Here is a 13,833-nt window from a genome sequence, read left to right on the forward strand (position 1 = left end):
GATAGTGTAATGGGACTTTTGAATGGAGGATGAATGTATGGCTAATGAAACGACTGTAAAGAAACTGCCGGCAAGGAATGAGATTTCACCTGAAGATACGTGGCGTTTGGAGGATATTTTCCCTTCTGATGATGAGTGGAACAAGGAATACAATGAAGTACAGCAGCTGATTCCGGATGCAGGCAAGTATCAGGACAGGCTCGGAGAAAGTGCTGAAACATTATATGCAGCGCTTCAGTTCCAGGATCATTTACTTTCGCGCCTTGGGAAGCTTTATACATATGCCCATATGCGTTATGACCAGGATACAACAAATTCATTTTATCAGGGAATGGATGACAAAATTAAAAATTTGTATTCTGAAGCTGCTAGTGCACTTGCCTATATTGTTCCTGAGCTGCTTGCTGAAAATGAAGAGAAGATTGCAGGCTTTTTGAAGGAAAAAACCGAGCTGCAATTATATAAACATTCACTGGAGGAAATTAATCTTCAAAGGCCTCATGTATTATCTGCTGAGCAGGAATCCCTGCTTGCTCAGGCTTCCGAGGTGCTTGGGGCTTCCAGTAATACATTTGGAATGCTGAATAATGCGGATTTGGAGTTTCCGTCCATTAAAGATGAAAATGGGGAAGAAGTCGAAATTACTCACGGACGATTTATCCGTTTTCTTGAAAGTGACGAGCAGCGTGTCCGGCATGATGCTTTCAAAGCTGTATATGAGACTTATGGGAAGTTTCGCAATACATTTGCCAGCACTCTAAGCGGAAACGTAAAAAAAGATAATTTCAACGCAAAGATCCGGAATTATGACTCCGCGCGCCATGCTGCCCTTTCTGCGGACAATATTCCTGAAAGTGTTTATGAAAATCTGGTCAATACCATTAACGATAACCTGCATTTGCTGCATCGCTATGTCAAACTCCGCAAGAAGGTTCTTGGGGTTAAGGAGCTTCATATGTACGATCTCTACACTCCTTTAGTGAAGGAAGTAAAAATGGAGATACCTTATAATGAAGCAAAAGAACTGATTTTAAAAGGATTAAAGCCGCTTGGTAACGACTATATAAATATTTTAAAAGAGGGATTTGAAAATAGATGGGTTGATGTTCATGAGAATAAGGGCAAAAGGAGCGGCGCTTATTCTTCGGGAACATATGGCACCAACCCTTATATACTAATGAACTGGCAGGATAATGTGAACAACTTATTTACTCTGGCTCATGAATTTGGCCATTCGGTACACAGCTATTACACAAGAAAATCTCAGCCATACCCTTATGGAAACTACTCAATTTTTGTTGCAGAGGTTGCCTCTACTTGTAATGAAGCCCTCTTAAACGATTATCTGCTAAAAACAATTGATGATGATAAGAAGCGGCTGTATCTGCTGAATCACTATCTTGAAGGCTTTAGAGGCACTGTTTTCCGCCAGACCATGTTTGCAGAATTTGAACATCTTATTCATCAAAAGGCGCAAAACAATGAAGCCTTGACTGCTGATTCATTGACTAAAGAATATTATGAACTTAATAAGAAGTATTTTGGGGATGAAGATATCGTAATTGATGAGGAAATCGGCCTGGAATGGTCCAGAATCCCGCATTTCTACTATAATTATTATGTTTATCAATATGCAACAGGCTTTAGTGCGGCTACGGCATTAAGCAAGCAAATTCTCAAGGAAGGCCAGCCTGCAGTTGACAGATATATTGAGTTCCTGAAATCCGGCAGCTCGGACTACCCAATTGAAGTGCTAAAGAAAGCCGGTGTAGATATGACGAGCAGCAAGCCGATTGAGGATGCCTGCAAAGTATTTGAAGAAAAGCTAAATGAAATGGAAAACTTGCTTTCTTAACAGTAAAGGTGCCAGGCTGTATTGCCCGGCACCTCTTTTGATGTTAAAAACCCTTAAATCTCCTTCGGTCATTCAAGTATAATAATAAGATCAGGAGTGAAATAAATAGAATAGGTGATGTAATGAAAAGGGGGATAAGTTTCATAAGGCCAAAAATATTCAAAATAAAGGAGACTAAAATGAGCATCAGCATCAGAAATACAGGCAGCTTTTTCATATTGCAGTCTCCTCCTTGGACATATTTACAACTATTTTATGCGGTTGTCCAGAATGTCATAACTTGATTTTGACAATATTGTGAAAAAGAGCACAAACTAATTGCCTTGTTCATTTTCGTCATGATATAGTACAGATGTGAAGTTGATCACATGCAAACATTTACCCCTTTTGTTTGGACGTGAAAAATTTCTCCCATCCCCTTTGTTCGTAAAAAATATACTGTGAAAGAGCCGTGCATTAGACTGCATGGTTTTTTCATGAAAAAATAAAGCTGTGCAGTTTGCACAGCTTTGAGATTACCCGGAATATCTCCAGAAATTACCGTATTTTGCAGGTACATATTCAGCGATTTGCTTTAGCTGAAGCTTTTTCATTTCCTTGTTCACTTCGTTGTCTGTCATATCGTATACTACGGAGATCTCCTTACTGGCCACCAGCTTAAAATATTTTAAGAAATATTCCAGGGGCGGAAGAGGAGCACGCTCAGGTTTAGCAGGCAGCATTTCTTCTAAAATCTGTTCATAAATTTCATAAGGATAATACCCGGTTACTTTGATGCCTTCATCTTCTATGTTTTCATTGAAAAAAACAAGAGTTGGTATTTCTTGAACATCCATTTCAGAAGTTATTTTTAAATCGCATTGAAAAGCTTTGGCTGCACTATCTGAATGAATATCAGAAACAAATTCTACTACATCAAGACCGACTTCCTTAGCACAATCCTTTAGGACCTCAAAATTTGACACATTCTGCTTTTCAAGAAATAAAACTTCCTGGAGTTTGCGTAAAAATCTGATGCCAGCTTTTCTCCCCTGTAATTCAGCCGCCTTAATTGCAACTGAAGCCAGATGCGGGGAAGAAATTGGATTCTCGAACCAGAGGTTTCCATCACATGACATTCCAGAACGGCTTGCTGTCTTTTCCCACAAATCAGCAATGTTTTCGTAGTTTTGTCTTTTCCCCATATTTAAAGTTGCCAGCCTGCCGCTTAATACATGCTTTATGGAGAAATAGCGGCCATATTCAATCAGAAGCTTTTTTAAGGTTGGCTCCAGAGCCCAGCATTCAGGGCAAAGCGGGTCAACAAACATATAGACTTCAATGGGCTTTTTTTCACTGCCATAGCAATGTGGTGACGTGAACTTGATTTCATTGGATTCTGGCATATTCACGGGCTATCACCTTTCACTCCGGCCTCGGGTGTATTGATCATATGCTGAGCAGTGAGCACAAGTCTGGAGAAAAAGTCTTCCCTCAATTGTCCATCCAGCCCAATATGGTCCATCGCTTCATTCATGCATGAAAGCCAGGCCCTTGCCCGGGTTTCTGTTATAGGAAATGGCATGTGCCGCGCGCGAAGCATAGGATGTCCATGTTCTGAAGTATATAAAGGAGGTCCCCCTAAATACTGAGTCATAAATTGTTTTTGTTTTCTGGCTGTCTCTGTCAGGTCATCTGGAAAAATAGGAACGAGATCAGGGTGTTGTCCTACGCGCAGGTAAAAAGCGTCAATTAGCTGGTGAAGCTTTTCCTCACCAATAGCGTCGAAGGGAGTGTGCATTTTCTCGGCCATATTTAAAACTCCTTTTATGAGTTAATCATTGTAAAAAACTTCCTATTTAATATCAATTGCTTTAATCTCTTTATATTTTATCAATGAGGGATTTATATCTCAAACAAATAGCTTATGTACACTATTAACGTCTCCTTAGCCAGCTTATTTTTTAGTATGGATTAAGCCCATGCTGTCAATCCGGAACATTTGCTGAAAAAAACATAAAAAAGCCGCCCGGTAAGTCGGGCGGCCGTTCTGAAGCTTAAGCCAAAAACGAAGTGGTAACTTTCTTTATGTAATTTAGTGTTTCTCTAAAAGGCGGTATACCCCCGTATTTATCTACATTTCCAGGTCCGGCATTATAGGCTGCCAGTGCCAGTTCTACATTATCCCCATATCTGTCCATCATTTGCCGTAAATATTTGACTCCTGCAAAAATGTTCTCTGCAGGGTCGAAGATATTTTTAACACCAAGCCCCCTGGCTGTTTCCGGCATAAGCTGCATCAAGCCGGAAGCACCTGCATGACTAACAGCATTCGGATTAAAGTTTGATTCCTGCTTAATGACTGACTTAATCAGATTAACAGGCACATTAAACATATCTGATGCTTTATGAATCAAATCATCAAAATCACTTTTTGAGGATTCAGCTAACTTGGTTAGCTTAACAGGCGGTAGAGAAGCAGCTGCAGGAGAATCGGTTTGTAAAGCGCTAATATAAGGCTTTAAAGATGCAACTGCTCCAAGTCCGCCGGTGGTTTGAAGTGATGAACCATTGTTTTCCGAAACCAGCCCTGCCAGCAGCTCTTGAAACAGAGGGTTAGAAGTATTTGTTTGTTTAGAGTTATTGAAGCCTTGCAGTGCCTGCAGCTCCATCAATAGTTTTAACTGATCTATGTTCATTGTATTGCTCCTTGACAAAAGGTCAGTTACTATTCGGCCTTTTGCTGTCTGTATTTTTCGTTATAAAACCTCTTAATTTTATTTTCGGTCTTTCTGACAGGAATGTTAAGCTGCTGAAGTAAATTAAGAAAAACCATTTGCCCTTCCTTCCGATTATCTACTTCAAATTCTATCTCAAAATCTTCCTTATTTAAATATCGGCTGTGATCAAGAACAGCCAATCCTTTAATGTATTCCTTTTCTGCACGTTTTGTTGCGAGAGTGCCAAAGTATTGAAGGTTATTTGTCTTTATGCCAAGCTCTTCTAATGATTTTTTTATCTGTTCCCTTGGGACTTTCCCTGTCTGAATCATCTCTGCTGCTTCGGACTCCGAAAGATCTTCATTAGTCTCCAGCAGCCCTTCAGGGTGGGGCTGTTTTAGAGTCAATTCAAACGAGCCGTTTTTCTGCCTGATCCTTAAGGCACTTCCTTTTTCCTTCAATAAAAAATCAGGTGTATCAAAATAATGATTCTCCTGTTCGGAAAAATCTTCACTTCTTAAATTCAAAAAATTCATTAAAGCGGTAAATTCATCTCTGGTGATCATGTTTTTAAATTCGATTTCAATATTTTTATTAGACAAGCCTGTACACCTCAGTAAAAAGTAATTATCTGTATTATCTCCTTATTTAGCATGGACTTCAATCCTTTGAAGAGCTTTTTAGGCTTGTGATAAATTCATTCAGGGGAGTTTGATTCCTGCTGCTGTAAAAATTGCAGCAGGGGTTTTACTGTCCATAAAATCTGCGATAGAATAGGTAATGACAATGGAGGTAGAAAAATGAAACAGAAACTTACAATTGTAAATGCAGAATGGATAGGAAATGAATTAATCTTGGGAATAGAGTCTGGGACCGTTTCAGGCTTAACCGCTATGCAGCAAATATTAGCTGATTCCGACAATCTTTCATTTATTTATATAGCAGAGAAAAACGATGACTATACATATATTTCCCTTCCGGAAACAGTCTGGCCGGAATTAAAGAAGGCACTAGATGGCCGCATGAGGGTTTATGCTTCTGACATTAATCAAGCTCGCCTTGAGCTTGCAGGATTTCATGAGGAATTAGGAGACTTAATAGAAAATATCCGCGGGAACAGCAATTATGGAAATGAAATGGTAGAAAAAGTAGAGAATGTATTCCAATTGGATGTTTAAGCGGCTTAATACTTGGATATAGAGATAGGCTATGTATTTGAATAGAGATTTATTTTTCTGATTCACAGGAGCATGTAAGCACCTGCCATCCAGGTGCAGTACGGTTGCCGTCTTTTTTATTTCGGATATTTGGTGGTGTTGCAGGTGAAGCATTGGGACTTATTTTTGGCGCCATATAAGCAGGCGGTTGAAGAGTTGAAAATAAAGCTTAAAGGAATGAGAAGCCAATTTGAAATGGATTCTTCTCATTCTCCGATTGAATTTGTTACCGGAAGGGTAAAGCCAATTGCCAGCATTCTAGATAAGGCAAATCAAAAAGGCATTCCACTCGACAGATTGGAATCAGAAATGCAGGATATTGCCGGTGTAAGAATGATGTGCCAATTTGTTGATGATATTAAGAGAGTGGTTGAACTGCTAAGAAAAAGAAATGACTTTGAAATAGTTGAAGAAAGAGATTATATATCTCATAAAAAAGCAAGCGGTTACCGTTCTTACCACGTCGTGATCCGTTATCCAGTTCAGACAATCAAGGGAGAAAAGAAAATACTTGCGGAGATTCAGATCAGAACTCTTGCCATGAATTTCTGGGCCACGGTTGAACATTCCCTGAACTACAAATATAAGGGCCAATTTCCTGAGGATATTCAGATGAGGCTTCAGCGGGCGGCAGAGGCTGCTTTCAGGCTGGATGAAGAAATGTCGCTCATCCGCGGGGAAATCCAGGATGCCCAGGCATTCTTTACAAGAAAAAAAGAAAAACAGCAAAAGGGAGAAAACTAACAGTATAAAAGAGGAGCTTGGATAAGATGAAATTTGCCATTACCTCAAAAGGAGATTCAAAATCGAATACACTCATGCACAAAATGAGAACCTATTTATTGGACTTCGAGCTTACATATGATGAAGAAGAGCCTGATATAGTCATATCGGTAGGCGGGGATGGCACTCTACTCTACGCCTTTCACCGATACAGCAGCCGCCTGGACAAGACCGCCTTTGTAGGTATACACACAGGCCATCTTGGCTTTTATGCAGACTGGGTTCCGGAGGAAATAGAAAAGCTTGTTATTGCAATTGCCAAAACCCCGTATCAGGTAATTGAATATCCGCTCCTAGAAGTGATTATCCGCTACCAGCATGGCGGGAAAGAAACCCGTTATCTTGCATTAAATGAATCTACGGTCAAGGCTGTAGAAGGTACCTTAGTTATGGATGTGGAGATACGAGGCCAGCATTTCGAACGGTTCCGCGGAGATGGCCTGTGTGTTTCTACACCATCAGGAAGTACTGCTTATAATAAGGCGCTTGGAGGGGCAATTCTTCACCCTTCTTTGCCTGCCATCCAGCTTGCTGAAATGGCTTCCATTAATAACAAGGTATTCCGTACAGTGGGCTCGCCGCTCGTACTGCCGGCCCACCATACATGCATGCTGAAGCCTGTGAATGAACCGGATTTTCAAATTACTATTGATCATTTGACACTTCTCCATAAAGATGTAAAATCAATTCAATTCAGAGTGGCAGATGAAAAGATCCGTTTTGCGAGGTTCAGGCCATTTCCATTCTGGAAAAGGGTCCACGATTCTTTTGTTGCTGATTGAAGAAAGGTCACCATCTGACAGAACAGGAGCCTACAGCTCATGGCGCGTTTTGAATTACAATGGAAAATTAAAGCCCGGCAGTCGGGCTTGTTAATCAGGGAATTTTTAAAAGACAATCATATTTCCAAAACTGCACTGACAGATATAAAATTTGCCGGCGGCTTTATTCAAGTGAATAATCAGGAAGTCAATGTCCGCTATGTGTTAAGAGAAGGTGATGTCCTTCAGGTTGGTTTCCCTGAAGAAGTTCCAAGTGAAGGCATGAAGGGGGAAGACTTGCCCCTGGATATTCTTTATGAAGATGATTACCTTCTTGTAGTAAACAAACCGGCAGGTGTGAATTCCATTCCTTCCAGAGAACATCCTTCCGGAAGTCTGGCTAATCGGCTGATTGGATATTATCAGCGAATCGGCTTAAAGTCTGCTGCCCATATTGTGACACGACTGGATAGAGATACTTCTGGCCTGGTTCTGATTGCTAAATACAGGCATGTACATCATTTGTTCAGCGAACAGCAGCGCTCACGAAAAATCCATCGCGTGTATGAAGCCTTTGCTGAAGGCTCAATCTGCCCGGATGCAGGAACAATAGAACAGCCGATTGCGCGAAAGAAAGACAGTATAATTGAGCGGGAAGTCAGTGAGGAAGGCCAATATGCATGTACTCATTATCAGGTCATCGGCCGGCATAAAGAATTTACACACGTAAAACTGAAGCTTGAAACTGGCAGAACTCATCAGATCAGAGTTCATTTGGCATGGCTTGGTTTTCCTCTTGCAGGCGACGAATTATACGGGGGCACAAGGCTGTTCATCAGGCGGCAGGCGCTGCATTGCTGCAGCCTTTCCTTCGAACATCCAATCCTGCACAAAACCCTTATATTTGAACAACAGCTCCCGGAAGACATGAATTGTCTTTTGTCGCAGTCTAACGGGCAGTAAGACCCCCACTTCAAGACTCAGAGGAATCAAAGGAGGATAAGTGGGAGTCAAACTGCCCAATCTAGCTGCGGCTCCTAGGGGCTCGAGGTCATAAGCCAATCAGCTGATGGGAACAAAAGCACTTCCCGCCATCTGCTCGTCTTATACTTGTCACCCCTGGGCAAGTCGCCTCGCTTTATAATGTAAAGGCCCGAAAGAAGGACAAAGACTAAGAACGCCACATCCTCCCAAAAGCTTTCGCATTTGGTCGTGCGATTCTCATACTGACGAAGCCTTCCTTGTCCTGTGGGCCTCAACTAACAATCAGTGGGGGATAAAGAGCTCCCCACTGATTGAAGTTTCACTTTATAAAAGCCGGCATTTGCCGGCTTTTTGGTTACATCTTCCTGAATTTCTCTTCAAAATAAGGCATGCGGGATTGGACAGATACCACTTGCATTTCCGGATATCTAAGCGCGGTTAACTTATTGCCAAAAACAGCGCCTGTATCAATATTATAGGTGTTATTAATTCTCCTCACTTCCTTTAAGGGAGTATGGCCATAGACGATTACAGCCTCACCCATATACTCTCTTGCCCAATCACGTCTTACAGGTGTGCCGTCAGGATTTTTTTCTCCTGTAATATCACCATACAGAACAAAGGTTTTTACTTTTGAAGAATGTTTCCCAATATAGCTTTCCTTCATTCCAGCATGTGCGATAACCAGTTTGTTATTATCGATTACACGATACAGAGGTGCGTTTTCATATAACTCCATAAATTTCTGTCTGACCTCATCCTGTGCTTCGGGAGACAGCTGCTCATATTCAGCGACTGTTGTTTCAAGTCCATGTGTAATTTGCACTTTATTCCCTAAAAAGAAGCGGTAGAGTTTATTGCAATGGTTGCCCGGGACATAGTATCCCAAGTTGTTTGCTGCAAGGTTATATACTGCATCAATGACTGCAAGTGAATCTGGGCCTCTGTCAGTTAAGTCTCCCACAAAGGCCAGTTTTCTGCCGCTTGGATGGACAGGAAATCCCTTTTCCCAGATATAGTCCAGCTTTAAAGTCAGCTCCTTAAATTCAGCAAAGCAGCCGTGAATATCACCAATAATATCAATTCTCATTTTTTATGCTCCTTTAAAGTTCTACTGTTATCATATCAACTTTCATAATCTTTATCATAACGCATTATTTTTCCGATGCAGATAAAGCTTTAACGATTGTAAAGTTCGAGGAATGGGGAAATTAAATTTACAAATTGCTCAGAGACGACAAAAAAACAAAGATTTGCTAGTATAGTGAAGTACATTTTTCTGTTATCCAACAGAGTATGGATCTTTATGGTATGAAAGGAGGTTAATTTTGTATGGAAAATCATGCAGAGGAAAGATCAGGATCTCAAATCAACGCCAGTCTTTTAATCCAATCTTTACAAAATGAAGAAATTGATATCTTTAGAAATGAATTTCTTGATATGCACCCATATGATCAGGCTTCATTTTTTAAAGATCTGGATGAGGACATACGTGCAAAAATTTATCTATATCTATCTCCTGAAGAAATGGCAGCTCTTTTTGAAAACCTGGAGATTGAGGAAGAAGATTATAAAGACGTTCTTGCTGAAATGAATCCCCACTATGCAGCAGATATGCTTTCAGAAATGTATGCCGATGATGCGGTTGATGTTTTAAATGAACTTGATAAAGACCAGGTTGTCAGCTATTTAACAATTATGGATGATGAATCCGCAAAAGAAATTAAGGATTTGCTTCATTACGAAGAATATACAGCAGGAAGTATTATGACAACTGAATTTGTCTCTCTGTCAGCCAATCAGACCGTTCGTTCTGCTATGTATATCTTAAAGAATGAAGCGCCAAGAGCTGAAACCATTTATTATGTGTACGTTGTAAATGACGATAAGAAGCTTATTGGCGTCATTTCATTAAGGGATTTAATAGTAAGTGACGATGACACGATGATTTCAGAAATCACCAGTGACAGAGTAGTTTCCGTATCTGTGGGTGAAGACCAGGAAGAAGTCGCAAGAAAAATTAAGGATTATAACTTCCTGGCTGTTCCAGTTGTCGATTTTCAAAATCATTTGCTGGGTATTATTACAGTTGATGATGTTATGGATGTCATGGAAGAAGAAGCATCTGATGATTATTCCAAATTAGCTGCTGTATCGGATATGGATCACATTGACCGGAATCCGGTTTCTGCTGCGCGTAAACGGCTTCCATGGCTTATCATCCTGCTGTTTTTGGGTATGTTAACTGCAAGCCTTATCGGAAGGTTTGAGAACACATTGGATAAGGTGGCCATACTGGCTGTTTTCATTCCTCTTATTGCAGGGATGGCTGGAAATACCGGGACTCAGGCATTGGCCGTTGCTGTCCGGGGAATTGCTACAGGAGACCTTGAAAAAGAAAATAAATGGAAATTGGTGATAAGGGAAGCAGGGACCGGCTTAATCAATGGAAGTATTTGCGGTATTCTTGTTACTTTCATTGTTTATTTCTGGAAAGGAAATTTCTTTCTGGGTGTTTTAGTTGGCGTTTCAATATTGTTTACATTGATCGTTGCCACCCTTGCAGGTGCACTAATCCCTTTACTAATGCACAGGATGAAAATTGATCCGGCTGTAGCGTCTGGTCCATTTATTACAACCATCAATGATCTAATCAGTATTTTAATTTATTTTGGAATGGCGACATTATTTATGAGTTATTTAACAGGTTAAGGGGGTTAATTTATGGAACATGGGGCATCGGTTGCATCACTTGTCATTGTTATTATTGCCGCTTTTCTTACGCCGATATTACTGCACCGGCTGAAAATTAATTTTATTCCGGTAGTGGTGGCTGAGATTCTTATTGGTTTAATTATCGGTAAGAGCGGTTTTAATATCGTCCATGAGGATATGTGGCTTGAAACTCTTTCGACACTTGGATTTATATTTTTAATGTTCCTGAGCGGACTTGAGATTGACTTTACAGCTTTTTCTTCTTCAAAGAAGAGAGAAACGCTGCCCAGCGGAAAACTTGAGCCAAATTCATTTGCAGTGTCTTCAATTGTTTTTATAGGAATATTCTTTGTTTCATTAGGACTATCCTATTTATTTGTCTGGGCAGGATTCATTGATAATGCTTTTTTAATGACTTTAATTATTTCCACCATCTCTTTGGGAGTTGTAGTTCCGACTCTTAAGGAAGCACACTTGATGAAAACAGGCATTGGCCAAATTATTCTTTTAATCGCAGTTATTGCAGATTTGGCTACAATGATTTTATTGGCTGTATTTGTATCTCTGAATGACAAAGGCGGAGGAAATACATGGCTCCTTCTCATCTTATTTGGTGTTGGCGTATTGCTGTATTTCCTCGGCAGAAGGTTTAAGAACCTTAATTTTCTTGAGGCGATGTCGACAGGGACTGTTCAGATTGGAACAAGAGCAGTATTTGCACTAATTATTTTCCTTGTGGCATTATCAGAAACAGTCGGGGCAGAGAATATTTTGGGTGCATTCCTTGCCGGGGTTCTTGTATCCCTGCTGGCGCCAAATCAGGAAATGATCCATAAGCTGGATTCTTTTGGATACGGGTTCCTTATACCCATTTTCTTTGTAATGGTTGGGGTAGGACTGGACGTATGGACGTTGTTCGGAGATCCGAAGATGCTTATGCTTATACCATTGCTGCTGATTGCTCTGCTGCTGTCAAAGCTTTTACCGATTTATATCTTAAAAAGATGGTATGACATTAAAACGGTTATCGCCTCAGGTTTCTTGTTAACATCAACTCTTTCCCTTGTTATTGCTGCAGCAACAATAGGCGAAAGAATGGGTGTTATAACTGCAGAAATGAGCGGCACATTAATTTTAGTTGCTGTCATAACAAGTATATTCACACCTGTTGTCTTTAAAAAGCTATTTCCTCAAGAAGCTGCTGAGGAGAAGAAGCTTAAAGTATCCTTTATTGGTGCAAACCAAATGACTATGCCGATCTATAATGAGCTTAAGTCATCCCTTTACGAGCCGGCTTTATATCATAAGAAGCAGGAAAAGGCGGAAAAGCAGATAGCGGACTCTTTGTTCGATATCATTGAAGTAGATGAGTTTGATATTGAAAATTTCGAAGGCACAGCGGCTTTTGAGTCGGATATTGTTGTAATCTCCACAGGAGATGAAGAGACAAATGCTACATTATCCATTGCTTTTAAAGATAAGGGAGTGGACCGGGTCATTTGCCGGATGGAAAGCCCTGATATGGAAGAAACGCTTCGGGAGCATGACATTGAATTGTTTTCAACTATTCTTTCCTCAAAGGCGCTGCTTCGTGCATTAATCGAGTCACCAAGTGTGGTGAACATATTAACGAACCAGGAGACGGCTTTATATGAAATCCGATTAAAGAATGAGCAGTTTGAAGGCATGATGCTTCGAAGATTCCCGTTTACGGGGGATGTAATATTCGTCCGGATATTTAGAGGAAAGGATTCCATTGTTCCTCACGGAGATACTGAACTGCATGTCAATGACCGCTTGATTGTTACAGGATCTAAGGAATACGTTGATGAATTAAAACGGGAACTTGAATTTTGTGAATGGTGTTAGATCTGATTGACTTCATCTTGCCGAAAAAAATCCTTCAATGACAACAGGATTTTTTTCGGCTTTTCTTTTGCACAGAATTGATGTACAATTAGTACTAGGTACTAATAACATGTAATAATAAATCAGGAGGATTTAATAATGACTCTTTCTTTAAATGGAAAAACATTCGTCGTAATGGGTGTAGCTAATAAAAGAAGCATTGCATGGGGAATAGCCAAATCACTTCATGATGCCGGTGCCCGTTTAATCTTTACATACGCGGGAGAAAGACTGGAGAAAAGTGTTCGCGAATTAGCTGAATCATTGGAAGATGCACATTCATTAGTACTTCCATGTGATGTAACAAGTGATGATGACATCGCTAAATGTTTCAGCACAATTAAGGAAGAAGCAGGTGTAATTCATGGAATTGCCCATTGCATCGCCTTTGCTCATAAGGAAGAACTTCAGGGAGAATACATGAACACAACAAGAGACGGGTTCCTGCTGGCTCACAATATCAGTTCTTATTCACTGACTGCTGTTGCAAAGGAAGCAAAGGGATTAATGGCAGAAGGCGGAAGCATTGTGACTCTTACATACCTTGGCGGGGAAAAGGTTGTGAAGAATTATAATGTTATGGGTGTGGCAAAAGCATCCCTTGATGCAAGCGTTAAATATTTGGCTAATGACCTTGGAAAAGATGGAATTCGGGTTAATTCCATTTCAGCCGGCCCAATCAGGACTCTTTCTGCTAAAGGAATAAGCGAATTTAATGCGATCCTTAAAGAAATTGAAGAAAAAGCTCCGCTCCGCAAAACCACGACTCCTGAAGAAGTAGGAGATACTGCTTTATTCTTATTCAGCAGCCTGTCCAGAGGAATAACGGGTGAAAATATTCACGTAGATTCCGGCTATCATATCCTTTAATAGAATTTGTCCGCTCCAATGTGAGCGGGCTTTTTTTATTT

General features: G+C 40.4%; 13 protein-coding genes. 8 read left to right on the plus strand and 5 right to left on the minus strand.

The window, feature by feature from the left end; genetic code table 11:
• Positions 1–37: 37 nt before the first annotated feature.
• Positions 38–1,855, plus strand: coding sequence for an oligoendopeptidase F (gene pepF / locus BK139_RS03135; RefSeq protein ID WP_076256703.1), 1,818 nt, complete (start codon positions 38–40; stop codon positions 1,853–1,855).
• Between the two features lie 515 nt (positions 1,856–2,370).
• Here the strand turns inward: pepF and BK139_RS03140 are convergent.
• The 4 genes from BK139_RS03140 to BK139_RS03155 form a co-directional block, all read right to left on the minus strand.
• Positions 2,371–3,240: a ClpXP adapter SpxH family protein gene (locus BK139_RS03140; protein ID WP_076256979.1), complete on the minus strand. Its 870-nt coding sequence runs from the start codon at positions 3,238–3,240 to the stop codon at positions 2,371–2,373.
• A 2-nt stretch (positions 3,241–3,242) separates the two neighbouring features.
• Entirely contained in the window at positions 3,243–3,647 is a 405-nt protein-coding gene (locus tag BK139_RS03145; protein ID WP_048010947.1) for a globin domain-containing protein, read from the minus strand.
• A gap of 244 nt (positions 3,648–3,891) precedes the next feature.
• On the minus strand, positions 3,892–4,533 hold the full coding sequence (locus BK139_RS03150; RefSeq protein WP_076256705.1) for a lytic transglycosylase domain-containing protein: 642 nt from the start codon (positions 4,531–4,533) through the stop codon (positions 3,892–3,894).
• A 29-nt stretch (positions 4,534–4,562) separates the two neighbouring features.
• Positions 4,563–5,156: a CYTH domain-containing protein gene (locus BK139_RS03155; RefSeq protein ID WP_076256706.1), complete on the minus strand. Its 594-nt coding sequence runs from the start codon at positions 5,154–5,156 to the stop codon at positions 4,563–4,565.
• Positions 5,157–5,354: 198 nt separating this feature from the next.
• Here BK139_RS03155 and BK139_RS03160 point away from each other — a divergent pair, with 198 nt between their 5' ends.
• From BK139_RS03160 to BK139_RS03175, 4 genes are all read left to right on the plus strand, one after another.
• Entirely contained in the window at positions 5,355–5,732 is a 378-nt protein-coding gene (locus BK139_RS03160) for a UPF0738 family protein (RefSeq protein ID WP_076256708.1), read from the plus strand.
• 144 nt (positions 5,733–5,876) lie between these two features.
• Positions 5,877–6,515 carry a GTP diphosphokinase gene (yjbM, locus tag BK139_RS03165; protein ID WP_076256710.1) on the plus strand — a complete coding sequence of 213 codons (639 nt, stop codon included), beginning with the start codon at positions 5,877–5,879 and terminating at the stop codon, positions 6,513–6,515.
• Between the two features lie 26 nt (positions 6,516–6,541).
• Positions 6,542–7,336, plus strand: a complete 795-nt coding sequence (locus BK139_RS03170) for an NAD kinase (protein WP_009331194.1) — start codon at positions 6,542–6,544, stop codon at positions 7,334–7,336.
• A gap of 39 nt (positions 7,337–7,375) precedes the next feature.
• Complete coding sequence (locus BK139_RS03175; RefSeq protein ID WP_076256712.1) at positions 7,376–8,278, plus strand: RluA family pseudouridine synthase; 903 nt, start codon at positions 7,376–7,378, stop codon at positions 8,276–8,278.
• A gap of 376 nt (positions 8,279–8,654) precedes the next feature.
• On the opposite strand, the gene prpE is transcribed toward BK139_RS03175, so the two are convergent.
• A complete protein-coding gene (gene prpE, locus BK139_RS03180) occupies positions 8,655–9,389 on the minus strand; it encodes a bis(5'-nucleosyl)-tetraphosphatase PrpE (RefSeq protein WP_076256714.1) in 735 nt (244 codons plus the stop codon).
• Between the two features lie 242 nt (positions 9,390–9,631).
• Between prpE and mgtE the strand changes: the two genes are divergently transcribed.
• The 3 genes from mgtE to fabI all read left to right on the plus strand — a co-directional run bounded on the left by mgtE (position 9,632) and on the right by fabI (position 13,792).
• Positions 9,632–11,011, plus strand: a complete 1,380-nt coding sequence (gene mgtE / locus BK139_RS03185) for a magnesium transporter (protein WP_076256716.1) — start codon at positions 9,632–9,634, stop codon at positions 11,009–11,011.
• Between the two features lie 12 nt (positions 11,012–11,023).
• Positions 11,024–12,883 carry a monovalent cation:proton antiporter family protein gene (locus BK139_RS03190; RefSeq protein ID WP_076256717.1) on the plus strand — a complete coding sequence of 620 codons (1,860 nt, stop codon included), beginning with the start codon at positions 11,024–11,026 and terminating at the stop codon, positions 12,881–12,883.
• 138 nt (positions 12,884–13,021) lie between these two features.
• Positions 13,022–13,792: an enoyl-ACP reductase FabI gene (gene fabI, locus BK139_RS03195; RefSeq protein ID WP_076256719.1), complete on the plus strand. Its 771-nt coding sequence runs from the start codon at positions 13,022–13,024 to the stop codon at positions 13,790–13,792.
• Positions 13,793–13,833 lie beyond the last annotated feature (41 nt).

The organism is Paenibacillus sp. FSL R5-0490 (assembly GCF_001956215.1).
In the GTDB taxonomy this organism is placed as follows: Bacteria; Bacillota; Bacilli; order Bacillales; family Cytobacillaceae; genus Cytobacillus.

What these genes read in the sequence shown, in the direction of transcription:
- BK139_RS03160 (WP_076256708.1), top strand. Translation starts at nt 5,355, where the DNA reads ATGAAACAGAAACTTACAATTGTAAATGCAGAATGGATAGGAAATGAA.
- BK139_RS03190 (WP_076256717.1), top strand. Translation starts at nt 11,024, where the DNA reads ATGGAACATGGGGCATCGGTTGCATCACTTGTCATTGTTATTATTGCC.
- BK139_RS03150 (WP_076256705.1), bottom strand. Translation starts at nt 4,533, where the DNA reads ATGAACATAGATCAGTTAAAACTATTGATGGAGCTGCAGGCACTGCAA.
- BK139_RS03140 (WP_076256979.1), bottom strand. Translation starts at nt 3,240, where the DNA reads ATGCCAGAATCCAATGAAATCAAGTTCACGTCACCACATTGCTATGGC.
- fabI (WP_076256719.1), top strand. Translation starts at nt 13,022, where the DNA reads ATGACTCTTTCTTTAAATGGAAAAACATTCGTCGTAATGGGTGTAGCT.
- BK139_RS03170 (WP_009331194.1), top strand. Translation starts at nt 6,542, where the DNA reads ATGAAATTTGCCATTACCTCAAAAGGAGATTCAAAATCGAATACACTC.
- BK139_RS03145 (WP_048010947.1), bottom strand. Translation starts at nt 3,647, where the DNA reads ATGGCCGAGAAAATGCACACTCCCTTCGACGCTATTGGTGAGGAAAAG.
- prpE (WP_076256714.1), bottom strand. Translation starts at nt 9,389, where the DNA reads ATGAGAATTGATATTATTGGTGATATTCACGGCTGCTTTGCTGAATTT.
- BK139_RS03175 (WP_076256712.1), top strand. Translation starts at nt 7,376, where the DNA reads ATGGCGCGTTTTGAATTACAATGGAAAATTAAAGCCCGGCAGTCGGGC.
- mgtE (WP_076256716.1), top strand. Translation starts at nt 9,632, where the DNA reads ATGGAAAATCATGCAGAGGAAAGATCAGGATCTCAAATCAACGCCAGT.
- pepF (WP_076256703.1), top strand. Translation starts at nt 38, where the DNA reads ATGGCTAATGAAACGACTGTAAAGAAACTGCCGGCAAGGAATGAGATT.